The organism is Halorubrum sp. ARQ200 (genome assembly GCF_005435115.1).
Taxonomy (GTDB): domain Archaea; phylum Halobacteriota; class Halobacteria; order Halobacteriales; family Haloferacaceae; genus Halorubrum; species Halorubrum tropicale.
The window spans coordinates 181,396-206,876 of the sequence record NZ_SGTZ01000004.1; the positions used below are offsets into that span (position 1 = coordinate 181,396).

The following is a 25,481-nucleotide window of genomic DNA, read 5'->3' on the forward strand; positions in this document are numbered from 1 at the left end:
ATGGTCACCGACCGGTCGCCGACCGCGATCGACGAGGCCGGGTGGCACTGGCTCCGCGTGAAGCACGTGACCGGGTTCCCGCGACAGGCCCGCGACGCCTACTTCCCGACCCACGACGTGACGCGCCCGGCGGCGACGACCGAGGCGGACCTACCGGAGATCGACCGATCGCGGGCGGACGCGCTCCCGGTCGCCCCCGAGACAGTCCGCGACGCCGACCGCCTCGCGCTGGAGACGACGTACCTGAGCGGGAAGTGGCTCGTCGAGCGCTCCGCGGCGGCGGTCGACGACCTCTGGGAGGGCGTGGTCGAGGACGTCGCGGCCGGGCGGTTCTGGGACGCGAAGGTCACGACCCGCGCCGGCCGCGAGGCCTTCGGCGAGACGGCCCACGCGGTGCTGGTGTTCACGCCGAACTACTTCGACCGGGCGGACGTCGACCGGGTGCGGCGTCGGCTCAGGGAGGTCCACGGCGTGACCGAGGAGATCAGGTACCGCCCCGACGTCTACACGCTCGACGGGGTTCACGAGGACCGGCTCGGTGCGCTCACCGATTCCGCCGCGTCGCGGTTCCGGGCCTGAGGCCCCCGGCCGCGGGGCGCTCTCGAACTACTCGACGGGGCGGAACCGGAACCCGTCCCAGTCCTGGCTCTCCGGCTCGCGGATGCCGGCGCCCGGCTCGCGCAGTTCGCCGGCGTGGACGGGCTCGACGCGGTCGCCGATGGCGACGTCGAACTGCCCGCCGTCTCCGTCGTCGCCCGCTTCCGAGTCGCCCCGCTCGGCCACCTGTCCGAGCGCGCGGACCGGCGGCCCGTCGTAGTCGTCGCCCATCTCGAACTCGACGATGGCGAGGGTGTTCGGCTCGCGGACCCCCGGCGGCGTCGCGGTCGAGGTCGTCCACGTGACGACCCGGCCCTCGTACTCGCGGAGGTCGACCGTCCCGACGCGCTCGGCGCCGTCCGGGCTCACGGTGTGGGGCGGGTAGGTGACCGTCCCGTCCGCGTACTCCGCCGCCTCGAAGGTCGGTTCCTCGCCGGGCGCTGCCCCGTCTTCGCCGTCGGTCGTCTCGTTGTCGCTCATTGGCTTCCCTCCAGGATAGTGGTGGTCACGCAGTTCCCGAACCCGCCGACGTTGCAGGCGAGGCCCGTGTCGGCCTCGACCTGTCGCGGGCCGGCGTCGCCCGTCACCTGCTTGAATATCTCGTACACCTGCGCGACGCCGCTCGCCCCGAGCGGATGGCCCTTCGACTTGAGGCCGCCCGAGGTGTTGATCGGCAGGTCGCCGTCGCGGTCGGTGACGCCCTCCTCGACCGCCTTCCACCCCTCGCCCTTCTCGAAGAAGCCGAGGTCCTCGCTCTGGAGGAACTCCAGGATGGTGAACATGTCGTGGAGCTCCGCCACGTCGACGTCGTCCGGACCGATGCCGGCCATCTCGTAGGCGATGTCCGAGGAGTCCGCGACCCCGCCCATCGTCGTCGGGTCCGCGCGCTCGTGGACGACGTGGGTGTCGGTCGCGCCGCCGATCCCGCTGATCACGGCGTAGCTCCCGTCGGGCGCGTACTCCTCAGCGACGGACTCGGGGCAGAACACGAGTGCCGCCGAGCCGTCCGTGATCGGGCAGAAGTCGTACAGCCGGAGGGGATCGGCGACGACCGGCGAGTCGAGGACGGTGTCGAGGTCGACCTCCTTCCGAAACTGCGCGTGCGGGTTGTCGACCCCGTTCCTGTGATTCTTCACCGCGACCTTCCCGAGGCTCTCGCGTGGCGCGTCGTACTCGTCGAGATAGAGCCGCGCGGTGAGCCCCGCGAACGAGGGGAGCGTCACGCCGTGTTTGTACTCGACCGGGTGGGTGAGCGACGCGATCACGTCGGTCGCCTCCGCGGTCGTCCGGTGGGTCATCTTCTCGCCGCCGACCAGCATGGTGAGGTCGCTCGCGCCGGACGCGACCGACTGCCACGCGGCGTACACGCCCGCCCCGCCCGACGAGGAGGTCTGGTCGATCCGCGCGGTATAGGCCGGCTGGGCCGCCAGATCGTGGGCCAGCGCGTTCGGGACGCCGGTCTGCCCCTCGAACTCGCCGCTGGCCATGTTCGAGACGTACAGGTGATCGAGGTCGTCGCCGTCGACGCCGGCGTCGTCGAGCGCGGCCGCGCCCGCCTCCGCCAGCAGCTCCCGCACCCAGGCGTCGCGCTGCCCGAACGGGGTCATCGACGCGCCGACGATCGCTACGCGTTCCATACCGCCGGGTCCGTCGCAGTCGCCTAAAACGTACCTCTCTGCGGTCGCCGGGATCGCCCCCGGCCCGACTCAGTCGGCGGCGGTCGGGGCGTCGTCGCCGACCGCGGCGGCCGCCTCGCGCTCCGCGGCCGCCGCGGACACCACGTCGGTGAACGCCTGCCGCCGCGCGTAGAAGAAGTAGACGTACGGCACCTTCGCCAGCACGTCGAGGAAGGCGTACGTCAGCGCGGCGCCGACCGCGCCGGTGAATCCGATCCCCGACGGGCCCATCAGCCAGACGAACGGGTACGCGAGCCACAGCAGCCCGACGTGATTCTTCAGCAGGCTGAACAGCCCCCGCTGCATCGGGTCGTCGGGGACCGACCGCGGGAATATCAGGTACAGATACGCGAACAGCGTGACGTGGAACAGCGCCGAGACGCCGAACAGCACCCACCTGAGCGTCCCGTCGGCGACGACCGCACCGGCGCCGAACGCGATCATCAGCGCGTCGGCGACCATCACGCCCGCGATTGCGCGGCGCGACGCGCCGGCGACGTAGCCGATGAACCCGACGAGCAGCGGCGTGGTGACGATCCAGTCGACGTATCGGAGCCCGACCAGCTCGTTCCCGTTCACCGTCACGGTCCCGATTCCGAGCGCCATCCCGACGTACGCGAGCCCGGCGAACCCGGGGATCGCCGCCAGCGCCGCCAGTCGGCCGCGGTGCTCCGACCCGTTGAGCTTCGCGTACAGCGCCGCGGTGATCCCCAGCCCGACGAGGAAGCCGACGGCCGCGATCCAGTACGCGGCGGTGACGGGACCGGTCATCGCGCACCCCCGTCGGTCGTCGCCCGCGAGCGGCCGGCACCGCCCTCGGCGGCCGGGCCGCCGGTCCCGGCGTCGCTCCCCTCGACGGTGAAGGCCGCGACGCGGTCCTGGAGCGTCGTCACGGCGTCGGTCTGGAACTCGCGCAGCGAGTCGGACACGTCCTCGACGACCGACTGTCCCTCCTGTATCTCCGCCGCCGTCTCCTCTGCCGTCTCAGCGGTCTCCGTGCTGAGCTCCGTGATCTCGTCGACGGACTCCGCGGTGTCCTGTACCGTGTCCGCCTGGTCAGCCGTCGTCCGGCGGATCTCCCCGAGCGACCCGCTGATCTCGTCGACTGAGTCGGCGATCGACTCGATGTCGGAGAGCGTCGACTCCACCGTGTCCGTCCCGGTCTGGACGCGTTCCTGCGTCGAGCGGATCGACACCGTCACCTCCTCGGTCTGGTCCGCGATCTCGTCTATCATCTCGTCGATCTCGTTCGCGCGCGACTGCGTCTCCTCGGCGAGCCCCTTCACCTCCTCGGCGACCACGCTGAACCCGTCGCCCGAGCCGTCCGCGCGGGCCGCCTCGATCGAGGCGTTCAGCGCGAGCATGTCGGTCTGCTCGGCGATCTCGCCGATGATGTCGACGATCTCGGTGATCTCGTCCATCCCCTCCTGGAGCCGCTCGACCCGGTCGACGGCGCGTTCGGCCTCCGACTCGACCTCGGCCATCTCGTCGAGCGCGCTCTGGGAGGAGCTGCGCGCGTCGTCGCTCGTCGCGGCGACCGCCTCGCTCCGGTCCGACAGGTCGTCGACGGTCGCCGCGATCTCCTCGGCCGAGGCGCTGATGTTCTCGACGTCGGCGGCGATCGACTCCAGCTCCGCGCGCTGGTCGCTCGCCTGTCCCCGGATCGTCGTCGCGCTCTCGGTCGCGCTGGCGACGCGCTGTTCAACCTCGTTGCTCATCTCCGCCATCTCGCCGGCGTCGGCCTCGATCCGATCGGCCATCTCCCGGACCGTCTCCACGGTCGCCTGGAGGTCGTCCATCATCTGGTTGAACGACTCCCCGACGGTCGCGAGGCTCTCGTCGCTCGCGTCGACGTCGACCCGGCGCGTGAGGTCGCCGGTCGCCGCCTCCTCCATCACCTCGGCGTAGCGGTCGGCCGTCCGGCGATACCGTTCGGCCATCTCCGTCGCCTCCGCCCGCGCGCCCTCGAGCTCGTCCTGCGTCCGCTCCATCTCCGCGAGGCGGTCCTTCAGCGAGACCCGCATCTCCTCGATGGAGCCCGCCAGTTCGCCGAACTCGTCGGTCCGCGTGGACCGGACCTCCCGGTCGATGTCGCCGTTCGCGACGCGTCGCGTCTGCGCGCCGATCTCCGTGACGCTGGCGATCGTCTCGGCCGCGTTGATCGACCCCAGCGTCAGCAGTCCGGCGACCGCCGCGACGACCGTCGCGTTCGCGTCGTTCGTGACCACGCCGACTGAGACGATGAACGCCCCCGTCGCGACGTACCCGACCCCCAGTTTCGCCCCGTAGCTGTCTTTCACCGCTGCGATCGGCATACGATCTAACAGGCGAACCAACGTGTTAAACGGCGGCCCGCTGCTATCATACGTGATATTCGAAATCGGCGGCGGGCCTGAATCCGCGTCCCCGTGTCGCCGGGCGCGCTCTCGGCGGACGCTACTCCGCGCGTCGCCCGCCGTGGCCCGGGTAGTCGCGCTCGAAGCGCGACCCGATCTCCTCGCGGTCGAGCCGGATCACGACCGGGCGCCCGTGCGGGCAGGCGTAGGGGTTCTCGCAGGCGTCGAGCCGGTCGAGGAGGTCGACGACGCGCCCCTCGGTGAGCGAGGTGTTCCCCGTCACCGAGGGGTAACAGGCGAGGTCGGCGAGCAGCTCGTCGACCGCGTCGGCGACCGGCTCGTCGCCCGCGGCCGCGTCGTCGACCAGCGCGGACAGCGCGTCCCGCAGGAGGTCGGGGTCGAGCGCGGCGTCGAAGACGGCCGGGACCGCCGTCACCGCGACCTCGCGGTCGCCCGCGCGCTCGGCCCGGAACCCGATCCCCGCGAGGTCGTCGACGAACTCCTCGAACAGCGCCGCCTCGCGCGCCGTCAGCTCGATGCGGACCGGCTCCGCGAGCGCCTGCGCGTCCGCGCCGTCCGCGAACGCCGCCTTCAGCCGCTCGTAGTTCACCCGCTCGTCGGCCGCGTGCTGGTCGATCAGCACGAGCCCGTCCGGCGCCTCGGCGACGACGTACGTCTCGTGGAGCTGTCCCAGCACCCGCAGCGAGGGCAGCGAGTCGAACTCGCGCTCGCGCTCGGTCCCCTCGCCGCCGAGGGTCCGCTGCCGCGTCGCGGGGCGCGCCCGCGACGACTCTTCCGCGGGGGTTCGGTCCTCCTCACCGGCCGCCGCCGCGCCGCGGTCGGGTCTGTCGCCGACCGAGCGGGCGCCGGTCGGCGACCCGCCGTCCGGCGAATCGGGGCCCCGGTCGGCCGCGTCGGTCAGCGTCTCCGCGGCGTCACCGGTCGCCCCCGCGACCTCGTCGGTCTCCGTCGTCGACTCGTCGTCGCGGTCCGCGGGGTCCGACTGCCAGTCCCGCGGGGACGGGCGCGCGTCGCCGCCCGCGTCGGTGCGCCCGGGATCCGCCTGTTCGCCGGCCGATCCGTCCGTCGACGCGCCCTCGCCGCCCAGCCCGTCGACCGACCACGCCGCGTCGTCCGCAGGGTCCAGCTCTGTCGGCGCCGACGAGTCGTCGCGAGCGTCCTCCGAGCCGCCTCCGGCCTCCGCCGGGTCGCCCGACGCCGCGGACTCGGCCGCAGGCTCGCGCCCCTCGCGCGCGGCGCGCTCGTGGTCGGTGTCCGCGCCGCCGACGGCCTCGATGTCGGGCGTCTCCGGGGCGACCGCGGTCTCGTCGGGCGCCGACTGCCCGCGGGGCGCCGTCGAGCGGATCAGCCCGTGGTCGAGGAGGGCGTCCTCGACGGCCGTCTCGACCGCCGAGCGGACCGCCGGCTCCTCGTCGAACCGGACCTCCAGCTTTCGGGGGTGGACGTTCACGTCCACGTCGCCGGCCGGGACCTCGACGAAGAGGACCGCGAACGGGTAGCGGTCGGGCGCCAGCTGGCCGCCGTAGGCGTCGAGGGTCGCCTCCCGGAGCGCGCTCGCGGTGACGTACCGCCCGTTGACGTACGTCGAGAGGTAGTCGCGCGTCGAGCGCGCCGTCTCGGGGTGCGAGACGAGTCCCGTCACGCGCTCGACCGGGGCGTCGTCGGTGTCGGCCGTACCGCCCGCTTCTCCCGCCTCGGGCGTCCAGTCCACGTCGATCATCGACTCGGCGACCTCGCGGCCGTAGACCGCGAGGACGGCCGACCGGAGGTCGCCGTTCCCCTCGGTCGCGAACGTCTCCCGCCCGTCGTGTTCTAAGGAGACCGCCACGTCGGGGTTCGCGAGCGCGTAGCTCGTCACGACCGTGTTCACGTGGTCGAACTCCGTCGCCGTCCGCTTGAGGAACTTCTCGCGGGCGGGCGTGTTGAAGAAGAGGTCGTCGACCTCGACGGTCGTGCCCGCGGGGCAGCCGGCCGGCCGGACCTCGCCCACGTCGCCGCCCTCGACGGTGATCTCCGCGCCGGCCTCGGCGTCCGGGGGGCGCGACCGCACCGTCAGCCGGGAGACGGCGCCGACGGTGTACAGGGCCTCGCCGCGGAAGCCGAGGGTGCCGACGCCGCGGTCGAGGTCCTCGATATCGCCGATCTTCGAGGTGGCGTGCTCCGCGACGGCCGCCTCCAGCTGGTCTTCGGGAATCCCCACGCCGTCGTCGCGGACGCGGATCCCCTCCGTCCCGCCGGACTCGACCGACACCGCCACGCGGCTCGCGCCCGCGTCGAGGCTGTTCTCGACCAGCTCCTTCACGACGCTCGCGGGGCGCTCAACGACCTCGCCGGCCGCGATCCGCTGGACGGTCCGCTCGTCCAACCGCTCGATGTCTGGCGGCTCCATGCGTACGGACCGTCCGACGAGCGCGCACTTCAAGCCGTTGTCGGCGGCGACGCGAGACGGAGGACTCGCCGCGACGCGGCTCGATCTATATACAAACCTGCGGTGGCGCGCGCCTCCGAGCGGTCGGCAGGCGGTCAAGGAGCGCACCGAGCGCATCGAGTCGTCGCGGCCGGGGTTCGGCGGTGTTCTGCCGAAACGGCGGGTTCATACCGAGCAGCGGAGCTAACAGCGTCCGTCTCCGATTCGGCGAGAAAGTACGAACGATCGGTTCATACGCCGCCGCGATCGCCGAACATCGACCGTCCCTAAGCGACCGCGGCCGCGATCTCCTCCTCGGTCAGGAACACGTCCTCGCCGGTCTCGGGGTCGAACAGGTGGAGGTCCGCCTCGTCGAAGGTGACGCCGACCTCGTCGCCGGCCTCGGGCTGAACGTCCGCGGGCGACCGCGCGAGGAAGTCCTCGCTCACGTCGAGGTGGACGTAGTTGTCGGAGCCGATGGGCTCGACGACCTCGACGGTCGCCGTGAGGGTCTCCTCGCCCGTCGGCCGCTCGACGACCCCGATGTTCTCGGGGCGGACGCCGAGGGTGTACGGGCCGCTCTCGAGGTCGTGGCCCGCGACGTAGTCGCGGCTGAGCGGGAACGCGAACCCGGACGCCTCGTCCCGGATCGTCGCCGTCGTCCCGTCGGTTTCCACGTCGACGTCGAGGAAGTTCATCGACGGCGAGCCGATGAAGCCGGCGACGAACTCGTTGACCGGGTTCTGGTACACCTCGGTCGGCTCGCCGACCTGCTGGAGCTTCCCGTCGTTCAGGATGGCGAGGCGGTCGCCCATCGTCATCGCCTCCTCCTGGTCGTGGGTGACGTACATCGCGGTGACGCCGAACTCCTTCTGGAGCTTCTGGATCTCCGCGCGCATCTCCGTGCGGAGCTTCGCGTCGAGGTTCGAGAGCGGCTCGTCGAAGAGGAACACCTCCGGCTCGCGGGCGATGGCGCGGCCGAGCGCGACGCGCTGCTTCTGGCCGCCGGAGAGCTCGTCGGGCTTGTCGTCGAGCAGGTCCTCGATGCCCATCATCTCGGCCATCTCGCGGACGCGCTCGTGGCGCTCCTCCGTCGTCATATCGGTGCTCATCTTGAGCCCGAACGCCATGTTCTCGCGGACCGTCTTGTGGGGGTACAGCGCGTAGTTCTGGAACACCATCGCGACCGGGCGCTCCTTCGCGTGGATGTCGGTGACGTCCTCGTCGTCGAAGCTGACGGTGCCGGAGGTCGGCTCTTCGAGCCCCGCGACCATCCGGAGCGTGGTCGTCTTCCCGCACCCCGACGGCCCGACGACGGTCACGAACTCGCCGTCGTCGATCTCTAGGTCCAGGTCGTCGACGGCGACGATGGTTCCTCGGTCGAACTCCTTCCGGAGCGTGTCGAGCGTGACGCGTGCCATTTCCCTGAAGACCGGTCCGCTTGCATATGAGTTCTTTGCTGTTTCCCTGATATATGGTGAACAATCTCTTCTCAAATATCCGCATTTCCTCGTCCGGATCGGTCGTTCCGGCAGAATCGGGCGGAGACAGCCCTCACGAGCGGAAACGGCGCTCCCGACTCGGTCGAGTCGATCGTCGAACGACTCGGTCGACGCGGATCGATCCCGATCGATCGGAACGTACCCCAAACACTAAATGTATGAAAATATAATTCATCATTTGTTCTGGACTCATGAACGAGAAACGTAGAACGCTGCTCAAGGCGATGGGGGGAACGACTGCGCTCGCGGGGCTCGCGGGCTGTATCAGCACCGGCGGCGACGGCGGTGACGGCGGCGACGGGTCCGACGAGTCGGACGGATCCGACGGCGGAAACACCGGGTCCGCGCGGCTGTGGACGGACCTCTCCGACGCCGAGGACGAGGCGATGACCGACTACATCGACCAGTACGAGTCGGAGACGGGCAACACCATCAACAAGGAGGCGCCCGGCGGCGAGCTCGACCAGCAGCTCGAAACCGCGATCCCGGCCGGTGACGGCCCCGACTCGTGGGTCTGGGCGCACGACTGGGTCGGCCGCTTCGCTGTCCGCGAGGACCCGCCGTTCCTCTACGACGCGAGCGACGACGTCGACGTCTCGCTCGACAGCTACACGCAGGCGGCGCGCGAGGCGGCGCAGTTCAACGACGGGCTCTACGGGCTCCCGTTCGCGTCGGAGACCGCCGCGTTGTACTACAACGCCGATATGGTCGACGAGCCGCCGGAGACGTTAGAGGAGATGGTTGCGGTCATGGAGGAGCACCACGATCCCGAAAACGGCCAGTATGGGCTCTCCTTCCCGGGCGTTGACCCGTATCAGGCGAGCGGGTTCATTCAGGCGTACGGCGGGAACATCTTCGACGAGCAGAACCTCGAGGTCGGCGTCGACAGCGACGCGTGTAAGCGCGGGATGGACGCACTCGAAACGCTCTACAAGTACATGCCTGCTGATCCGGGATACGAGTCACAGATCGTCGCGTTCTCGGACGGGCTCGCGCCGTTCGCGATCAACGGGCCGTGGGAGCTCGGCAACCTCAGCGGCGAGGTCGAGAACCTCGGCGTCACGACGCTGCCGACCGTCGACGGGAACCACCCGCGCTCGTACTCGGGCATCCAGCTGTTCTACTTCAGCTCGATGCTTGCCGACGCCGACCAGTCCACGATCGACGCGGCGACCGGCCTCGCCGAGTGGTACACCACGAACGAGGAGATCATCCAGACCAACGCCGCGGAACAGGGGTATATCCCCGTCCTGACCGACGTCGTTGGCAACGGCGACCTCTCCTCGGAGGTCCAGGCGTTCGCCCAGCAGGTCGACTACGGCGTCCCGATGCCGAGTCACCCGAGCATGAACAGCGTCTGGACGCCCGTGACGGAGGCGTTGGAGCGCGTCTTCAACGACGAACAGGACAGCGACGCCGCGCTCGACCAAGCAGCCTCCGAGATCCGGGAGGCGCTGTAGGCACCGCTCGGAGCGATGGCCTCTTCGCAACCCGGAACCGGCGTGAGCGCACTGGCGCGCCTGCGGTCGGCGCTGCCGTTCTCCAGTCGCGACTGGGGGCTGCTCCTCGTCGCGCCCGGCGTGCTGCTCTTCTCGAGTTTCATGCTGTACCCCATCTTCTACCTCTTCTACATCTCGCTCACCGACGCGACGTTCGCCGGGTCGGTGATCGGCGGCGGCGCCGAGCTGATCGGGCTAGCGAACTACGTCCAGCTGATCGGCGACTCGCAGTTCTGGACGTCGATGACGACGACGTGGCTGTTCGTCGCCGTCTCGCTCGTGATCAAGGTGATCCTCGCGGTCGGGATCGCGCTCCTCTTGAACCACGTCCGGGTCGCGGGCAAGCGCTACATGCGCGCGGCGGTGATCGTCCCGCTGGGGTTCCCCGGCATCTTCACGATCACCGTCTGGCGCGGGATGTTCAGCGACGCGCGCTTCGGCGTGTTCAACACCATCCTGGGCCGGTACAACGACGTGATGTCGTCGCTGTCGGCCCCGCAGGCCCTGCTGTTCGACGTGCCCGTCGGGTTCCTCAGCGGTCGCTGGGAGGCGTTCTTCGCGTACGTCACCACCGAGGTGTGGCTGGCGTACCCGTTCATGGTGATCATCATCGTGAGCGCCCTTCAGGACGTGCCGAAGTCGCTCCACGAGGCCGCGATGGTCGACGGCGCGGGAGCGCTCCAGCGGTTCCGGACCGTGACGCTGCCCGCGATCAAGGGGCCGGTCCTGTTCGCGTCGATCCTCACGGCCGCGACGTCGTTCCAGCAGTTCCTGATCCCGTGGGTGTTCAACCAGGGCGGGCCGTCGAGACAGAACGAGCTGATCATCGTGTACGGCTACCGCGAGGCGATCACGTTCAACCAGTTCGGCCTGTCGGCCGCGATCCTGATCGTCGGGATCGGGTTCGTCGGGCTGTTCATGTACGTCGCCGTGCGCTACGGCGGCCTCGCCGAGGGGGTGGGTGACGAATGAACCCCCTCGAGTCCGCGGCCGCGCTGGTCGCCGGCGCGATCGGGCTGGTCCGCTCGAAGCTGATCGGCCTCGCGACCGCGCCGAAGCGGTTCGTCGTGGTGATCCAGCGGGCGGTATACGACGTCCGCACGGGGAAACGCAGCGCCTGGGACGTGGCCAAGAGCGTCCTGATGACGCTGTTCGGCCTCGCGATGGTGCTCGTGCTACTGTTCCCGCTGTTCTGGATCACGACCGCGTCGCTCGCGGAGGGGTCGCGGCTGTTCAACACGAGCGGCATCTTCCCGGACCCGTCGACGTACAACCTCGGCGCGTACCGGTGGGTGATCTTCGAGTCCGACTTCTTCTTCGTCGACGGCGACTGGGGGTACCCCCAGCTGGTCCTTGGCGGCGGGGACGGGCTCGTGAGCTTCCGGTGGGCCGGCACGGAGACCGGTCCCGGGGCCGTGTTCAACAGCCTCTACATCGTCAGCGTGACGCTCGCGGCCGGCTTCGGGATGATCGTCCCGGCGGCGTACGCGTTCTCGCGCCGCAAGTTCGTCGGCCGCAAGCGCATCCTCTACGGCTACGTCCTCTTCACGCAGATCGGCGCCGGCCTGTCTATCGCGACGCTTGTGGCGCTGTACTCGCTGTTCAGCACCTACGGGCTCACGAACAACCTGTTCGTCCTCGGGCTCTTCTACGCCGCGTCGGCGATCCCGTTCAACACGTGGCTGCTGAAGACGTACATGGACAACATTCCCGTCTCCTACGAGGAGGCGGCGATGGTCGACGGCGCGAGCTTCCTCGACACGATCCGGGAAGTGATCCTCCCGCTGACGAAGCCGGGGCTCGCCGTCGTCCTGATCTTCGTCTGGCTGGCCGGCTGGAACGAGTTCATCATCGCGCAGACGCTCCTGCGCCCCGAGAACTACCCGCTCTCGGTGGAGCTGTACAACATCGCGACCGAGGGCCGGTTCTCGACGCCGTGGACGCGGTTCGCGGCGTTCGCGAACCTGTTCGCGCTCCCGGTGGCGATCGTCTACTTCGCCGCCCAGCGCTCCGTCGAGGACGGCCTCTCGTTCGGCGGGATGGAAGGGTAGCGGACCTGACCGTCCCGTCTCGATTTCTTCGATTTCTTCGGCGACGCGGCCGACTCAGTCGTCCGCGGCCGGCGTCGGCGCCTCGCCGCCGAGCCGCTCGCGGTCGTGCGACGCCTCGAAGTCGAGGTCGGGCCCGCGAGCGACGATGCCCGAGGGGGTCACGTCGGGGTGCGTGGTGTAGTAGTGCTCCTTGATGTGGGCCATGTCCACCGTCTCGGCGACGCCCGGCGTCTGGTAGAGGTCGCGCAGGTACGGCCAGAGGTTGTCGTACTGGTGGACGAACTTCCGGTTGCACATGAAGTGGGTGTGGTACACCTGATCGAAGCGGACCAGGGTGGTGAACAGACAGATGTCCGCCTCCGTCAGGGAGTCGCCCACGAGGTACCGCTGGTCGGCGAGCCGCTCGTCGTAGCGGTCGAGCGCCTCGAAGAGGTCGTCGATGGCCTCGTCGTACGCCTCCTGCGAGGTGGCGAACCCGGCGCGGTAGACGCCGTTGTTGATCGGCTCGTAGATGTCCGTGATCGCCTCGTCGACGTCCGCGACGGCCGCGTCGTCGTCGGCGTCGGGCAGCAGCGAGGCGCCGTTGCCGAGGTCTGCGAACGCGGTCGAGAGCATCCGCAGGATCTCGCGCGATTCGTTGTTGACGATGGTCTCCTCCTCTTCGTCCCACAGCACGGGGACGGTCACCCGACAGGTGGCGTCGGGGTCGGCCTCGACGTACAGCTCGCGGAGGTAGTCGCTGCCGCGGAGGTGGTCTCGCGTACAGCCGTCCTTCTCCGGGCTGAACTGCCACCCGTCCTCGCCGCGCCACGGGTCGACGACGGAGACGCTGATCGCGTCTTCGAGGCCCAGGAGGGAGCGGGCGAGCAGGGTCCGGTGCGCCCACGGGCAGGCGTACGAGACGTACAGGTGGTACCGGCCGGCCGCCGGCTGGAAGCGCTCGTCCGGCTCCGCGTCGACGTGTTCCGGAACGTCGCTGCCGGCGATCCAGTTCCGGAAAGTGGTCTCGCCGCGCTGGAACGCGCCCTCCTCGTCGGTCGCCTCGTAGGTGTCCGTGCGCCACTCGCCGTTCACGAGCTGATTCATGTTCGGAAGGTGGGGTTCGACGCGTATAACGTGGGCGGGGACACGCGTGTCACCGGCCGAACGCACGGCAAGGGGCTGAGCTTCGATCCGGATTCGCGTCACCGTGGGGCTACGGGTCGAGAGGCCACACCTCCAAAGCTCCGGCCGCTCGGCTGTACGCAGTTGAGGACAGATCGGCGGTGAACACCGCCAAAGCCCCAGTCGCGAGGGCTCGATGGGCTCGCTGCGGTCCTCGTCGCCCGCACCGCGCGCTCCTGCGGTCCTTGCGTCGCCCGTCTTCACCCTCGCGACTGCCCCTTTGAGTCCCACCCCACCCGCACCGCACAGCAGCCTCATACCTCCCCAGCCTCGCCGTTCGTTCCGGGCTCCCTGCTGTCGCCCGTCACTCACGGCATCCCTCGCGCGTGCTGTCTCGCGGCCTCCGCTTCGCTCCGGCCGCTCGCAGGCACGCGCCACCGCAGTAGTGTATACGCAATCGTCGTCCCGGTGGCTTTTCGTCGTCGCTCGCGTGTCACGGAGTATGACCGAAGCAGACGAGCCCGCCCCGTCGGTTGCGGTCGTCGGCGGCGGCGCGGTCGGCGTCACCGCCGCGCACGACCTCGCGGCCCGCGGCGCCGACGTGACGCTGTTCGAGCGCGGCGAGCTCGCGGCCGGGAGCTCCGGGCGCGCGGCCGGGCTCCTCTACGACGCCTACGCCGAGGACGTCGACGCCGCGGTCGGCGCCCGCGCGCTGGAACGGTTCCGCGCGTTCGACCGCTCGCTGCCCGGCTTCTCCTTCGCCGCGTGCCCGTACGTCATCGCGGTCTGCGAGGGCGACCCGGACGCCGACGCCGTCCCGGCGATGGTCGACCGCATGCGCGAGCACGGCCGCGAGGTGTCGCTCGTCGACCCCGACGCGCTCGGCGAGCGATTCCCGTCGCTCCGGACCGACGACCTCGCAGTCGCGGCGGTCGCGGCGGGCGCGGGGTGGACGGACCCCCCGAGCTACGTCCGCGCGCTCGGCGAGCGGGCCGCTCGCGAGGGCGTCGCGATCGAGACGGATACCCCGGTCGCGGTCGGTTCCCGGACCGACGCGGGACGCGAGATACGGGTCCGCGACGACGCGGGCGGCGGGAGCCCGGCGGCCGGGCGGCGCGCGTTCGACGCGGTCGTCGTCGCGGCCGGGGCGCACACGCGCTCGCTGCTCGCCGACGCCGGCGTCTCGGTCCCGGTCGTCCCCTACCGCGTTCAGGCGCTCGTGGCCCGGGACGCCTACGACGGTCCGATGGTCTACGACGCCACCGCGGACGCGTACTTCCGCCCGCATCCGGACGGGCTGCTCGCGGGCGACGGCACCGAACCGGTCCCGGCCGACCCGGACGACTACCGCCGCGAGGCGGACGACTGGTTCCGCGAGGACGTCGTGGCCGTCCTCGACGAGCGGCTCGCCCGCGGCGACGCCCCCGGTCGCTCGGCGCGGACCGGCCGCGACCTCGACGACGCGCGCGCCTGGGCCGGGCTCTGTACCGCGACGCCCGACGGCGACCCGCTCGTCGGTCCGGTCGACCGGAGCGAGGAGGCCGGCCCGACCCTGTTCGTCGCCGCCGGCTGGCAGGGACACGGGTTCATGCGCGCGCCGGCGATCGGCGAGACGGTCGCCGAGGGCGTGCTCGCGTCGCTCGCGGGCGTCGCGGTCGACGCGCCGGACTCGCCGTGGATCGGCGCGTTCGACCCCGAGCGGTTCGACGGCGACGAGTCCTTCGAGGTCACGGAGGGGATGTCGCTGTCGAACCGGACGGACGGGGAGTAGCCCGGCCGAGCGGGGCCGGAACAGGCGGAGTCAGTCGCTCTCTTCGACGACGTCGACGTCCCTCGACCCGCCGCGTTTGGGTATCTCGACGTGGAGCGTCCCGTTCCGCGTGAGCGTCGCGTTCGCGCCCTCGGGCGTCACGTCGGCGTCGCGCGGGAGGTCGACGCGCCCGGACAGCGAGACGCCGCGGCCCGGGAACACGAGGTCGTAGCCGTCGTAGAAGTCGCGGAAGCGTTCGAGGTTCACCTCGACGGTGCGGTCGAGGAAGGTGACGTCGACGTCCTCGCCGCGGACGCCGGGGGCGTCGAAGACGACGAGGTAGGCGTCGTCGCTCTCGAGGAGGTCGGTGGAGAGCGGGCGCCGCTCCTGGACGCGCCCCAATCCGCGACCGACGCGTTCGAGGGCGCTCCTGAGCGCGGACCGACCGGTTTCGACGAGTCGCCCCACGGCTTACACCTCGATTTCCACGAGGTCGTTCCCGCCGCAGTACGGACACGAGAGGTCCCCGACGGCGTGGTCCTCCGGCACGTCGTACGTGTAGTGGTTCTCGAACATGTCGAGCTCGCAGTCGTCGCTCTCGCACTTGACCTCCATCGTCGATGGCATATACGCGCCAGTTGTGTCGGCGAGGGCTTAAACGGCGTGGCGGCGGCGTCCCGTGGACGCGAGACGTGCGGCGCGGGACTCAGACTCCGGCGCCGCGCATGCGCTCCGGAACGACGGTTCGCTCGGCGAGCAACGCGACGAGGACCCCGAGCGTGGTTCCCGCCCAGACGCCCGGGCCGTACGGGAAAAGCGCCGGAGCGAACGCGAGCGACACGCCCAGCCAGACGGACGCGGTGAGGATTCCCACGCCCGCGGCGACGTACGTCAGCGTCTCGCGGCGCTCCTCCGGGACTCGGGCGCGGGCTAGCCACGCGACCGGCCCGAAGACGAGGGCGGTTCCGACCGCCCACGCGGCCGCGGCGCCCCACGGACGCGGCTCGGCGGCGTAGAACTGTCCGGTGGCGAGGAGGCTGACACCGCCGAACGCGACGTATCGCGCGACGCGCAGTCTGGCCGAGACCGTCTCAGAGGGCATACCGCATCGTTCCGTCCAATCTGACATAAACAATTCCCCGCGCCGCGCGCCCCGCCCCAGCGTTCCGCACGCTTTTCCCCTCTCGGCCGACTACGGGAGGTAACATGACCGATTCGCCGGCGTCGGCCCGGGGGTCGCTCCCGGCCGACCCGAACGACCTCGCCGTCACCATCGTCGACGGGTACGTCGACGAGCCGGCCCACTTCGGCGTCCCGCCGTACCTCTCGACGTACCCGCGGTACACGGCCGGCGCGCTCGTCGACGCGGGCGTCCCGGAGTCGCAGATCACGTATCACACCATCGACGAACTCCGCGAGGACCGCTCGAAGCACGCCGACGTGGCGGACGCGGACCTGATGGTGTACGTCGGCGGGATGACGGTGCCCGGCAAGTACGTCGGCGGCACCCCCGCGGAGCCGGACGAGGTCCGCGAACTCGGCTGGACAGCGGACGGCGTGACGCTCCTGGGGGGTCCCGTACGGTTCGGGGTCGGCGAGGAGAACGCGGGCGCACAGGAGACGCGGCGCGACGACCTCGACTACGACTTCGTCGCGATGGGCGACGTCGAGGCCGCGGCCCACGACCTCGTCCGCGAGGGGTTAGAGGGATACGGAAACCGGATGCGGACGAACGAGGAGGTCGACCGCTGGGCGCGTCGGGGGGCGTTCGTCGTCGAACAACATCCGAACCACCCAGACTACCTCATCTGCGAGATGGAGACCTCCCGGGGCTGCGCGTACCGCTGTTCCTTCTGTACGGAGCCGCTGTACGGCGACCCGGCGTTCCGCGCGGCGCGGTCGGTCGTCGACGAGGTCGACGCGCTCTCGGACCGCGGGGTCAGGCACTTCCGGCTCGGGCGGCAGGCCGACATCCTCGCGTTCGGCGGCGACGGCGAGGCGCCGAACCCCGACGCGCTCCGCGAGCTGTACGGCGGGATCCGCGAGGTCGCGCCCGACCTCCGCACGCTCCACCTCGACAACATGAACCCGGTGACGATCACCGACTACCCCGAGGCGTCCCGCGAGGCGATCCGCGTCATCGCCGAGCACAACACGCCCGGCGACACGGCCGCGTTCGGGCTCGAATCGGCCGACCCGGTCGTCCAGGAGGAGAACAACCTGCTCGTCACCGCCGAGGAGTGTCTGGAGGCCGTCCGGGTCGTCAACGAGGAGGGCGGCTGGCGCCCCGGCGACGACCCGGCGACGACGCCGGGCGACGCCTCCCGCGTAACCGGTCCCTCCACCGGTCCGGACGCGTCGCCGCGGCTGCCGAAGCTGCTCCCCGGGATCAACCTCGTTCACGGGCTGACCGGCGAGCGGCCGGAGACCTACGAGCACAACAAGCGCTTCCTCCAGACCGTCTACGACGAGGGGCTGATGCTCCGCCGGATCAACATCCGGCAGGTGATGGCGTTCGCCGGCACGGAGATGGCCGAGACGGGCGCCGAGGTCGCGCAGGAGCACAAAGACCAGTTCCAGGCGTACAAGCGGGAGGTGCGCGAGACCATCGACAACCCGATGCTCGACCGCGTGGTCCCGCCGGGGACCGTCCTCCCGGACGTCCACCTGGAGTACCACCAAGACGGCAAGACGTTCGGGCGCCAGCTCGGCACCTACGCGCTGCTGGTCGCGGTCCCCGGCGAGCGCGAGTTAGGCACCAGCATCGACGTGGCGATCACCGACCACGGCTACCGCTCCGTGACGGGCGTCCCGTACCCGCTCGACGTGAACGCGGCGTCGATGGACGAGCTGACGGCGATCCCCGGGATCAACCGGAGCACGGCCGGCGACGTCGTGGTCGGTCGCCCGTACGACTCCGTCGACGCCGTCGACGCGGTCGCCCCGGGGACCGTCGACCTCGCCGCCTACGCGGTCGCGGGCGACACCGACGTGCCGATCCCGGGCCGCGACCGACGCGGATCCGGCCCCGGCCCGGCCGCGCGGTCGTCGCTCGGACGCGGGGACTGAGCGATGGCGCCAGACGACCCCGGCGACGCGGAGCGGTCCCGCGACCCCGCGGTCACCCGTGTCGAGGTCCCGGTCGACACGCGCGCCCCCGGCGGGACCACCAACGCGTACCTCCTCGACGGGCTCCTCGTGGACCCGGCCGCCCGGACCGACGCCCTCGACGCCGCGATCGCCCGGGCCGCGCGCCGCGATCGCGGCGTCGAGGCGATCGCGGTCACACACGCCCACCCGGACCACGTCGGCGCGGTCGCCGACTACGCCGCCGCCACGGGCGCGACCGTCGTCGCCCGGGAGGGACACGCGGACCGGTTCGCCGCGGCGACCGGGACCGAGCCTGACGAGACGGTCGCGCCGGGCGAGCGTGTCGCGGACACCGCCGTCCGCGCCGTCGACACGCCGGGGCACGCGCCGGACCACCTCGCGTTCGCGGCCGGCGACCCGGACGCCCCCGGGCGCGCGGTGCTGTGCTGCGGCGACCTCGCCGTCGCCGAGGGGAGCGTCGCGGTCGTCGCGCCCGAGGGCGACCTGTCCGCGTACCTCGCGAGCCTCGAACGGGTCCGCGACGCCGGCTACGGCCGCTTGCTCCCCGGGCACGGGCCGCCGATCGGCGATCCCCAGGCGACCTGTCAGCGGCTGATCGACCACCGGCTGGCGCGCGAGCGCGACGTGACCGCGGCCATCGACCGCGGCGCCGCCGACCTCGACGCGGTCGTCGACGGCGCCTACGAGAAGGACCTCTCCGGCGTGCGGGACCTCGCGCTGGCGACGGTCGCCGCGCACGTCGAGAAGCTGGTCGCGGAGGGGCGGGTCGACGGGGCGTGGCGCGCGCGGCTGGCGGACCGCGGCTTCGACTGACGGGGCCGCTCGGCGCCGTCGGCCCCGCCTACGGCTCGGCCTCGAGTTCGCCGACGACCTCGGACAGCGGCGTCTCCGTCACGTCGACGAAGCGGCCGCCCGCGGCGACGACGCCGCCGTCGGTCTCGGCGTCGTCGCCGACGTGGACGAGCCCGGTGGTGGCGGTCCCGAGCGCCTCGGCCGCGGCCTCGAACGCGGAGGGATGCGGTTTCCGCCAGCCGCAGCCGACGCTCGTCGTGACCGCGTCGAACTCGCCGCGGAGCCCCGCGCGGATCAGCGTCCGCGGGACGAGCTCGGGGACCGCGCAGTTCGAGAGGAGGCCGACCGGGCCGCGCTCGGCGGCGCCCCTGACCGCGTCGAGCGCGTCGTCGCGCCGGGTCACGTCGGGGTCGAACGCCGCGATCACGGCGTGCCTGGCGACGTTCTGGGGCGCGTCGACGCCGCGCGAGTCGAGCGCGCGGGCGACGTGGGCGGGGAGGGGGACCTCCGCGCCGGCCGGCGCCTCGACGTGCTGTTCGCCGTACGCGACGTGCCAGTCGTCGGGGACCGTCACGTCGCGGGACTCCAGTTCGCGTGCGACCGCTTCCGCCGGGTCTGACGGGTACTCGACGTCGACGAGGGTCCCGAAGAGGTCGAAGGTGACTGCCACGATACCACCGTTAGGGCCAAACCCGGATTGAACCTGTCGGTCGGGGAGACCGGGCCTAGAACGCCGACCCGAAGTGGAGCGTGACCAGCCGGTAGAGACCGGTCACCCACGCGCACAGCCACAGCAGCATGAACCCCGCGACGCCGGCCCTGAGGCGTTTCCGCCAGTGGCCCATGTCCTCGTGGAGCTCGTCGATGTCCACGCTGGGGTCCTCGTAGGCGTCCGCGTTCCGCTTCGCCTGGAAGATCCGCACGATGCCGGTGAGCGCGAACGCCAGCAGGGCGTACGCCTGAACGCCGAAGAACGCGTGGAGGATCGCCATCCCGCTCACCTGGTCGAGGACGCGCGGGATCATCCAGGTGACGATGGGGACCGTCGTGAGCACCAGCCCGACGAGGATGTACCGGAGGTGCCGCATCAGCACGTTCCACGACACCGTTTCCGCGTCGATCATGATCCAGGCACCGTACAGGAGGAACGGGAGGCTCGTCGTCACGGACACCCCGGCGAGCGCCGCGATGACCGACTCGTCGACCATGTCGACGGGTACGTGCTCCGGCGCGTAAAGCCCCGCGATCCGCGTCCGGCGACGCGGTCGCCGACTCGCGACGCCCCGGCGGCCGGGCGCGGACGAAAACAGTTAGCGTCAGGAGCACGTACCGTCGGGGTGATGGAGGACACCTCGACGCGGTCGGAGTCGGAGTCGCCGCCGGAGGAGCCGGTCGATCCGGCCCCCGACGGCCCGGACGACCCCGGGCCGACGGGCGAGGACGGAGGGCGCTCGGCGGCCGACGAGGAGACTCGGGACGACGAGACCGACATCGAGGCCCTCCGCGAGCGGGTCGAGTCGGAGTACGACTTCGACGACTTCGGCCCGTCCGACATGGCCCAGATGAGCGCGGAGGAGTGGGACGCCGCGTTCGACCCCGACACGTGGATCACCGGCGACCGGCTCTTAGACCGCGTCGACGCCGAGCTGAAGTCCCGGATCGCGACCCGGGACGTGTTCGGCGTCTTGGAGCGCGTCCGCGAGGACGGCGAGGAACGCATCCTCGTCTACTCCGACGAGGGATACGCGATCATCCGCCCCACGGGCGAGGTCCGCGGCGAGGGGACGGTGCTCCGGGACATCGAGCCGGTCGTCGCGCTCGCGGCGATGGACTCGTACGAGGTGCCCGAGCCGCCGGAGGACTGGTCGCTCCCGCACCCGGACAGCGTCCCCGAGGGCTCCGGCGAGTTCGGGAACCTCGTGGTACAGGCCGTCGCCGCGATCCAGGTGCTCGCCGGCGCCGCGCTCCTCGTCGCGAGCGCCGTGGCCGACCTCGGGACCATCGTCGCTCCGGTGATGGGGATCGTCTTCCTGCTGGTGGGCGTGTTCCTGTTCGCGATGGTGGCGAACGCGCGGCTCTCCGACCGGTTCCGTTCGGAGGAGTACCGGGAGCGGCTCCGGGCGCTCCGCCAGGCGAAGGAGCGGCCCGAATTCGTGCCCGTCGAGGACGGCGTCGTGACCGACGGCGACGCCGCCGCGACCGACCGCGACCGAGACGAGTAATTACGCCGATTTCGACGGTCTCAGCCCCTCCAACCTCCTCCACGTCGGCGGTTTCAGTCGGAGGGTTTAAGCGGCGCCCGTCCTGAGTGAAACCGTATGAAAAGGCGGGACTTCGTGCGGACGGCCGGCGGCGCGACCGCCGCCGTCGCGGCCTCCGCCGGGGCGACCGGAACGGCGGCTGCACAGGAGGTACAGCCCGATTGGCCCAGCGGGGCGGCCAGCGGAAACGTCGGGTCGTACACCGACGCCCGCGGCCAGGACTCGGTGACCATCTCGGTCGGCGCCGGGAGCAACGGCCTCGCGTTCGACCCGACCCTCGTCTGGGTCGACGAGGGGACGACGATCACCTGGGAGTGGACGGGCGCGGGCGGCGACCACAACGTCAAGACGGTCGACGACGGCGGCCCGGCCAGCCTCGACAGCGGCGACCCCGTCGGCGAGGAGGGGTACACCTACGAGTACGAGACGTCGAGCGAGGACGCCGGCATCACCCACTACCACTGCGTCCCCCACACCGCGGTCGGCATGCACGGCGGCATCGCCGTCGGCGAGGACGTCGCCACCGTCGAGACCGGCGGGGCGAACACCGGGTGGCCCGAGGACATCGCCAAGGTCGGCGTCCCCCTCCACGCCCACTGGGTCGGCATCTCGGCGATACTCGGAATCGGAATGACGTTCGTGTTCACGTTCTACATGCTCAAGTACGGCGAGTCGGCCCACACCGGCCACGGGGGTGCGAGATGAGCTCCGGAAACTCCTCGTACGGGGACATCCATCGGTACGAGCCGGCCCGCGAGAGCACCGCCGCGGCGATCGCGATCGTCCTCCTCACGGTCATCGAGGTCGTCTTCGTCTCGCTTTTCACCTACGGGCTGATGTCCGCGTGGGCGTCGACGGAGGCGGGGAACATGTACGTCGGCGCGCTCCTGGCCTTCATCTTTATTGATCTCGCGTTCATCCTCCTCCTGTACCGGAAAGAGTTCCTTCCGGACGTGATGATCGTGAAGAAGCGCCGCCGCAAGTGGGAGGACCTGTACGTCCGCGAAGAGGACAAAGACGGCAAGGGCATCGACACCGGCGGGCTGACGGAGACGCTGAAACGCGCGGTGTACCCGTACTACAAGAAGTGATCTGACAATGAGTCTGAAAAAACAAGACGACATGGACCACAACGCGTGGCTCAAGAGCCAGGACCTCACCGCCATCGAGACGGCGTTCCTGACGACGCTCATCTGGCTGGACAAGCGGCTCCGCATCGTCGACTACCTCGAACTGCTGGAGACGATGTACTACCGCGCGAACCTCCAGATGCCGAAGAGCCACACCGAACAGTACGACCTCGACAACAAGTTCTGGTACTGGTACCCGCTGTACTCGCTCGGGTCCCTCTCCATCATCGCGTACCTGCTCGCGGCGGTGTCCGGCGCCATGCTCGGGTTCTACTATGCGCCGTCGACCGCGGGGGCGGCGGCGCAGGGCGACCCGACCGCCGCGTACGACTCGATGGTGATGATCATGCAGGACGTCCAGTTCGGCTTCATGCTCCGGTCGATCCACCGCTGGGCGGCGCAGTTCATGGTGGCGGCAGTGTTCCTCCACATGCTGCGCGTCTACTTCACCGGCGCGTACAAGGAGCCGCGCGAGGTCAACTGGATCCTCGGCGTCGTGCTCATCGCCCTGACGCTGCTGTTCGGGTTCTCCGGGTACGTCCTCCCGTGGAAGCAGCTGTCCTTCTGGGCGGCGCAGATCGGCGTCGAACTGGCGCTCGCGACCCCCATCGTGGGCGAGTGGGCGGCCCAGCTGCTGTTCGGCGGGTTCACCCTCGGACAGGCGACGCTCGTGAGAATGTACATCCTGCACGTGTTCGTGCTGCCGTTCGTGGTCACCGCGCTCATCGCGATCCACGTCGGCATCGTCTGGGTGCAGGGCATCGCGGAGCCGCACTAATCCAATGACCGACGACACCACCCCAATGACGGACGGAGGCACCGACGACGAGGCGCGGACCGACGGCGGGCCGCCGGCGACGGTCCCGCCGGACGACGAGACGCCGACCTGGTCCGAGCGGAAGGAGCGCAGCCAGGGGCTCGCCCAGCTCACCTACCAGTACTTCGAGCGCTCCCGGCGCGAGGACGAGGACCTGCGCACGGAGTCGACGTACGTCGAGCGCGACGTGCTCGGCTTCCCGACGTGGCCCCACGAGACGATCCGTAACCTCGCTATCACCTCGTTCTTCCTCGGGATCATCCTGCTCGTGGCCTCGATCCTCCCCTCGCACTTCGGGGACCCGGCGAACCCCGGGTCGACGCCGGCGATCATCCTGCCCGACTGGTACCTCTACTGGTCGTTCGGCCTGCTGAAGCTCAGCCCGATCAACCCCGAGCTCGCCGTGCTGGGCGGGAACATCATCATGTCCAACGAGCTGTACGGGCTCGTGGCCCACGGCGCCATCTTCGGCGTCATCACGCTCGTCCCCTTCCTCAACAAGGGGAACGCGCGCCGCCCCGTCGAGGAGCCCGGTTGGGCCGCGCTCGGCGTGACCGGGGTCATCCTGGCGTTCACGCTCGCGGTGCTGGCCATCCAGAACTTCTTCTCGGTCCCGCTCGAGCTGCTGTTCTCGCTCGTGTTCATGTTGCCGATAGCGGGCGGCGTTATCACCTACGCGGTGCTGAAGACGATGCGCGAGGGGTACATGTACGACCTCAACCGCCGGTACTACATGCTGCGCCCGCCGAAGTAAGCGGCCGAGACCCGCCCGCCGCGACCCCGTGACCGACGCGCGGTCGCGGTCACCGTTCCGCCTTCCCGTGTCACACATGTCATCCTCAACAGACGGCGACGCCTCGCAGGCGTTCGACGAGACCGGCGACCCGATCGCGGCCGACGACGACGCCGACCCGCGCAACGAGCCGACCGGCCCGCGGGACGGACCGAGCGGCCGAGAGGTCGTCGTCCCGTTCCGGCTGTACAAGGCCGTCACCGTCTTCTCGACGCTCGCCGCGGTCGTCACGTACTTCATCGGGTTCACGCTCATCGACGCCGCGACGCTCCAGATCAGCTTCGTCCGGACGACCATCGTCTACCTGCTCGACAACGCCGGGATCCTCCCGCCGGAGGACGTGCTCGTCGCGATCATGGCCATCACCGGCGTGGGCTTCATCGTCCTCGGGACCGCCGTGTACGTGCTCGGGACCCGGTTCCGCGGACAAGGGATGGGAAAGTCTCAAGACGACTCCAGCGAAACGTGAGATAATGGCAGACGAGTTCATGAAGGGCTTCGCCCTGTTCACGATCGGCGGTCTCGGGTGGATCACCTTCGGCGGCTGGTACCGGACGCCGTCGTACTACCAGATCTCGCAGCTCGTGAACCCGGCAGAGGGCGTGAACACGGCGTACGGCGAGATCGGCCTGCTCGCCGGCGACGTGCTGTTCTGGCTCATGATCCTCGGCGCGCTGACGTTTTGGGTCCTCATTCCCGCCAGCCGCCAGCTCCGCGACGCCCTCAACGACGGCGAGGACGACGCGGCCGCGAACTGAACCGGACACCGCTCGTCTCCGTTTCTCCCCTCGTTTCCCTCCCCCGCGAGCGACGCGACGGCGCCCGCCGACGAACCGAGAGCTTTTCACCGCCGCTCGCCCCAGCCTCGCGCATGAGTGAGCCGACGCGCGGCCTCGCGGTTCTCGGCGACGGCGACCCGGCGGCGGCGATCCGATCGGCGGCGACCGCCGCGGGCGCCCGCCTCGTCGACCGCCCAGCGGCGGACGCGGTCGTCGCGGTCGGGGACGCCGCGCTTCGGGAGGCGATGCGCGCGGCGGCGAGCGACGCGCGGCCGGCGCCGATCCTCCCGGTCGGCGGCGGCCGTCACGCGGTCGACCTCGACCGTGCGACCGAGCGGGTCGCGGCCGCGGTCGACGGGCTCGACGACGCTTCGGACGCGGTCGAGGGGTTCTCCCGCGTCGGGCACCCGCTCTTGGCGGTCGACGCCGGCGACGGCGAGCGACGGGTCGCGGTCGCGGACGTCGCGTTCGTCACGGCAGCGCCGGCCCGGATCTCCGAGTTCGAGATCGCGCTCGACGACGGGGAGTCGGCGTCGGTGCGCGCGGACGGCGCCGTGGTCGCGACGCCGTTCGGCAGCGACGGGTACGCGGCGGCGGCCGGCGGGCCGGTGGTGTCGCCGGGCGGCGGCCTCGCGGTCGTCCCGGTCTCGCCGTTCACCACGCGACCCGACACCTGGGTCGTGAGCGGCGGCGTCAGGGTCACGGTCGAGCGCGAGGAGGAGCCGGTCGCGCTGGTCGTCGACGGGACGCGGCGCGGGACCGTCGAGCCGCACCGCGCGGTGGCTGTCGAGGTCGCGGCGCGGGTCGATCTCCTCGCGCCGACGGCGGAGTGAGCGGCGGCCCGTCCCGCGTCCG

27 protein-coding genes are annotated in these 25,481 nt (G+C 70.8%); 15 read left to right on the forward strand and 12 right to left on the reverse strand.

Going from position 1 to position 25,481, the window contains the following annotated elements:
* Positions 1 to 579 (forward strand): putative phosphothreonine lyase domain-containg protein, encoded by a 579-nt coding sequence (locus tag EXE50_RS07955; RefSeq protein WP_137704785.1) that lies wholly within the window; start codon positions 1 to 3, stop codon positions 577 to 579.
* A gap of 27 nt (positions 580 to 606) precedes the next feature.
* On the opposite strand, the gene EXE50_RS07960 is transcribed toward EXE50_RS07955, so the two are convergent.
* From EXE50_RS07960 to EXE50_RS07985, 6 genes are all read right to left on the reverse strand, one after another.
* Positions 607 to 1,077, reverse strand: coding sequence for a hypothetical protein (locus EXE50_RS07960; protein WP_121599184.1), 471 nt, complete (start codon positions 1,075 to 1,077; stop codon positions 607 to 609).
* Positions 1,074 to 2,234, reverse strand: coding sequence for a 3-ketoacyl-CoA thiolase (locus tag EXE50_RS07965; protein WP_053771643.1), 1,161 nt, complete (start codon positions 2,232 to 2,234; stop codon positions 1,074 to 1,076). Before EXE50_RS07965 ends, EXE50_RS07960 begins: the two co-directional genes overlap by 4 nt.
* Before the next feature lie 69 nt (positions 2,235 to 2,303).
* Positions 2,304 to 3,044, reverse strand: coding sequence for a bacteriorhodopsin (locus EXE50_RS07970; protein ID WP_137704786.1), 741 nt, complete (start codon positions 3,042 to 3,044; stop codon positions 2,304 to 2,306).
* Entirely contained in the window at positions 3,041 to 4,588 is a 1,548-nt protein-coding gene (locus EXE50_RS07975) for a methyl-accepting chemotaxis protein (RefSeq protein ID WP_241982644.1), read from the reverse strand. Before EXE50_RS07975 ends, EXE50_RS07970 begins: the two co-directional genes overlap by 4 nt.
* 121 nt (positions 4,589 to 4,709) lie before the next feature.
* Positions 4,710 to 7,019 carry a DNA mismatch repair endonuclease MutL gene (gene mutL, locus EXE50_RS07980; protein WP_137704787.1) on the reverse strand — a complete coding sequence of 770 codons (2,310 nt, stop codon included), beginning with the start codon at positions 7,017 to 7,019 and terminating at the stop codon, positions 4,710 to 4,712.
* 305 nt (positions 7,020 to 7,324) lie between these two features.
* Entirely contained in the window at positions 7,325 to 8,458 is a 1,134-nt protein-coding gene (locus tag EXE50_RS07985) for an ABC transporter ATP-binding protein (RefSeq protein WP_137704788.1), read from the reverse strand.
* Between the two features lie 272 nt (positions 8,459 to 8,730).
* On the opposite strand from EXE50_RS07985, the gene EXE50_RS07990 reads away from it, so the two are divergent.
* The 3 genes from EXE50_RS07990 to EXE50_RS08000 are packed head-to-tail and all read left to right on the forward strand — an operon-like array spanning position 8,731 to position 12,089.
* On the forward strand, positions 8,731 to 9,999 hold the full coding sequence (locus EXE50_RS07990; protein WP_241982645.1) for an extracellular solute-binding protein: 1,269 nt from the start codon (positions 8,731 to 8,733) through the stop codon (positions 9,997 to 9,999).
* 15 nt (positions 10,000 to 10,014) lie between these two features.
* A complete protein-coding gene (locus EXE50_RS07995) occupies positions 10,015 to 11,010 on the forward strand; it encodes a carbohydrate ABC transporter permease (RefSeq protein ID WP_053771638.1) in 996 nt (331 codons plus the stop codon).
* Positions 11,007 to 12,089, forward strand: coding sequence for a sugar ABC transporter permease (locus EXE50_RS08000; protein WP_137704789.1), 1,083 nt, complete (start codon positions 11,007 to 11,009; stop codon positions 12,087 to 12,089). Before EXE50_RS07995 ends, EXE50_RS08000 begins: the two co-directional genes overlap by 4 nt.
* A gap of 54 nt (positions 12,090 to 12,143) precedes the next feature.
* Here EXE50_RS08000 and EXE50_RS08005 read toward each other — a convergent pair whose 3' ends face one another.
* Positions 12,144 to 13,175, reverse strand: a complete 1,032-nt coding sequence (locus EXE50_RS08005) for a glutathione S-transferase family protein (protein ID WP_137704790.1) — start codon at positions 13,173 to 13,175, stop codon at positions 12,144 to 12,146.
* 520 nt (positions 13,176 to 13,695) lie between these two features.
* Here EXE50_RS08005 and EXE50_RS08015 point away from each other — a divergent pair.
* Positions 13,696 to 14,964, forward strand: a complete 1,269-nt coding sequence (locus tag EXE50_RS08015; RefSeq protein ID WP_137704792.1) for an FAD-binding oxidoreductase — start codon at positions 13,696 to 13,698, stop codon at positions 14,962 to 14,964.
* Between the two features lie 30 nt (positions 14,965 to 14,994).
* Here the strand turns inward: EXE50_RS08015 and EXE50_RS08020 are convergent, their stop codons facing one another.
* From EXE50_RS08020 to EXE50_RS08025, 3 genes are all read right to left on the reverse strand, one after another.
* Positions 14,995 to 15,411, reverse strand: a complete 417-nt coding sequence (locus tag EXE50_RS08020) for an Hsp20/alpha crystallin family protein (protein WP_053771634.1) — start codon at positions 15,409 to 15,411, stop codon at positions 14,995 to 14,997.
* Between the two features lie 3 nt (positions 15,412 to 15,414).
* Positions 15,415 to 15,570 carry a hypothetical protein gene (locus tag EXE50_RS17410; protein ID WP_199236331.1) on the reverse strand — a complete coding sequence of 52 codons (156 nt, stop codon included), beginning with the start codon at positions 15,568 to 15,570 and terminating at the stop codon, positions 15,415 to 15,417.
* Between the two features lie 79 nt (positions 15,571 to 15,649).
* Entirely contained in the window at positions 15,650 to 16,045 is a 396-nt protein-coding gene (locus EXE50_RS08025; protein ID WP_137704793.1) for a hypothetical protein, read from the reverse strand.
* Between the two features lie 104 nt (positions 16,046 to 16,149).
* Between EXE50_RS08025 and EXE50_RS08030 the strand changes: the two genes are divergently transcribed.
* A complete protein-coding gene (locus tag EXE50_RS08030; RefSeq protein WP_121599174.1) occupies positions 16,150 to 18,012 on the forward strand; it encodes a radical SAM protein in 1,863 nt (620 codons plus the stop codon).
* A gap of 3 nt (positions 18,013 to 18,015) precedes the next feature.
* Positions 18,016 to 18,867 (forward strand): MBL fold metallo-hydrolase, encoded by an 852-nt coding sequence (locus EXE50_RS08035; RefSeq protein WP_137704794.1) that lies wholly within the window; start codon positions 18,016 to 18,018, stop codon positions 18,865 to 18,867.
* A gap of 28 nt (positions 18,868 to 18,895) precedes the next feature.
* On the opposite strand, the gene EXE50_RS08040 is transcribed toward EXE50_RS08035, so the two are convergent.
* Together EXE50_RS08040 and EXE50_RS08045 are read right to left on the reverse strand one after the other, a co-directional pair.
* Positions 18,896 to 19,516, reverse strand: coding sequence for an HAD family hydrolase (locus EXE50_RS08040; RefSeq protein ID WP_137704795.1), 621 nt, complete (start codon positions 19,514 to 19,516; stop codon positions 18,896 to 18,898).
* 55 nt (positions 19,517 to 19,571) lie between these two features.
* Positions 19,572 to 20,054, reverse strand: a complete 483-nt coding sequence (locus EXE50_RS08045) for a hypothetical protein (protein ID WP_053771629.1) — start codon at positions 20,052 to 20,054, stop codon at positions 19,572 to 19,574.
* A 132-nt stretch (positions 20,055 to 20,186) separates the two neighbouring features.
* On the opposite strand from EXE50_RS08045, the gene EXE50_RS08050 reads away from it, so the two are divergent.
* The 8 genes from EXE50_RS08050 (at position 20,187) to EXE50_RS08085 (ending at position 25,459) form a co-directional block, all read left to right on the forward strand.
* Complete coding sequence (locus EXE50_RS08050; protein WP_137704796.1) at positions 20,187 to 21,068, forward strand: hypothetical protein; 882 nt, start codon at positions 20,187 to 20,189, stop codon at positions 21,066 to 21,068.
* Between the two features lie 96 nt (positions 21,069 to 21,164).
* On the forward strand, positions 21,165 to 21,812 hold the full coding sequence (locus tag EXE50_RS08055; RefSeq protein WP_137704797.1) for a halocyanin domain-containing protein: 648 nt from the start codon (positions 21,165 to 21,167) through the stop codon (positions 21,810 to 21,812).
* Entirely contained in the window at positions 21,809 to 22,198 is a 390-nt protein-coding gene (locus EXE50_RS08060; RefSeq protein ID WP_053771626.1) for a hypothetical protein, read from the forward strand. The genes EXE50_RS08055 and EXE50_RS08060 overlap by 4 nt, the downstream gene beginning before the upstream one ends.
* A gap of 7 nt (positions 22,199 to 22,205) precedes the next feature.
* On the forward strand, positions 22,206 to 23,015 hold the full coding sequence (locus EXE50_RS08065; RefSeq protein ID WP_053771625.1) for a cytochrome bc complex cytochrome b subunit: 810 nt from the start codon (positions 22,206 to 22,208) through the stop codon (positions 23,013 to 23,015).
* Positions 23,016 to 23,019: 4 nt separating this feature from the next.
* Complete coding sequence (locus tag EXE50_RS08070) at positions 23,020 to 23,808, forward strand: cytochrome b (RefSeq protein WP_053771624.1); 789 nt, start codon at positions 23,020 to 23,022, stop codon at positions 23,806 to 23,808.
* A gap of 76 nt (positions 23,809 to 23,884) precedes the next feature.
* Positions 23,885 to 24,316, forward strand: coding sequence for a hypothetical protein (locus tag EXE50_RS08075; protein ID WP_053771623.1), 432 nt, complete (start codon positions 23,885 to 23,887; stop codon positions 24,314 to 24,316).
* Positions 24,317 to 24,320: 4 nt separating this feature from the next.
* Positions 24,321 to 24,605 carry a hypothetical protein gene (locus EXE50_RS08080; protein ID WP_053771622.1) on the forward strand — a complete coding sequence of 95 codons (285 nt, stop codon included), beginning with the start codon at positions 24,321 to 24,323 and terminating at the stop codon, positions 24,603 to 24,605.
* A gap of 113 nt (positions 24,606 to 24,718) precedes the next feature.
* Positions 24,719 to 25,459 (forward strand): NAD(+)/NADH kinase, encoded by a 741-nt coding sequence (locus EXE50_RS08085; RefSeq protein ID WP_053771621.1) that lies wholly within the window; start codon positions 24,719 to 24,721, stop codon positions 25,457 to 25,459.
* Positions 25,460 to 25,481: the final 22 nt, after the last annotated feature.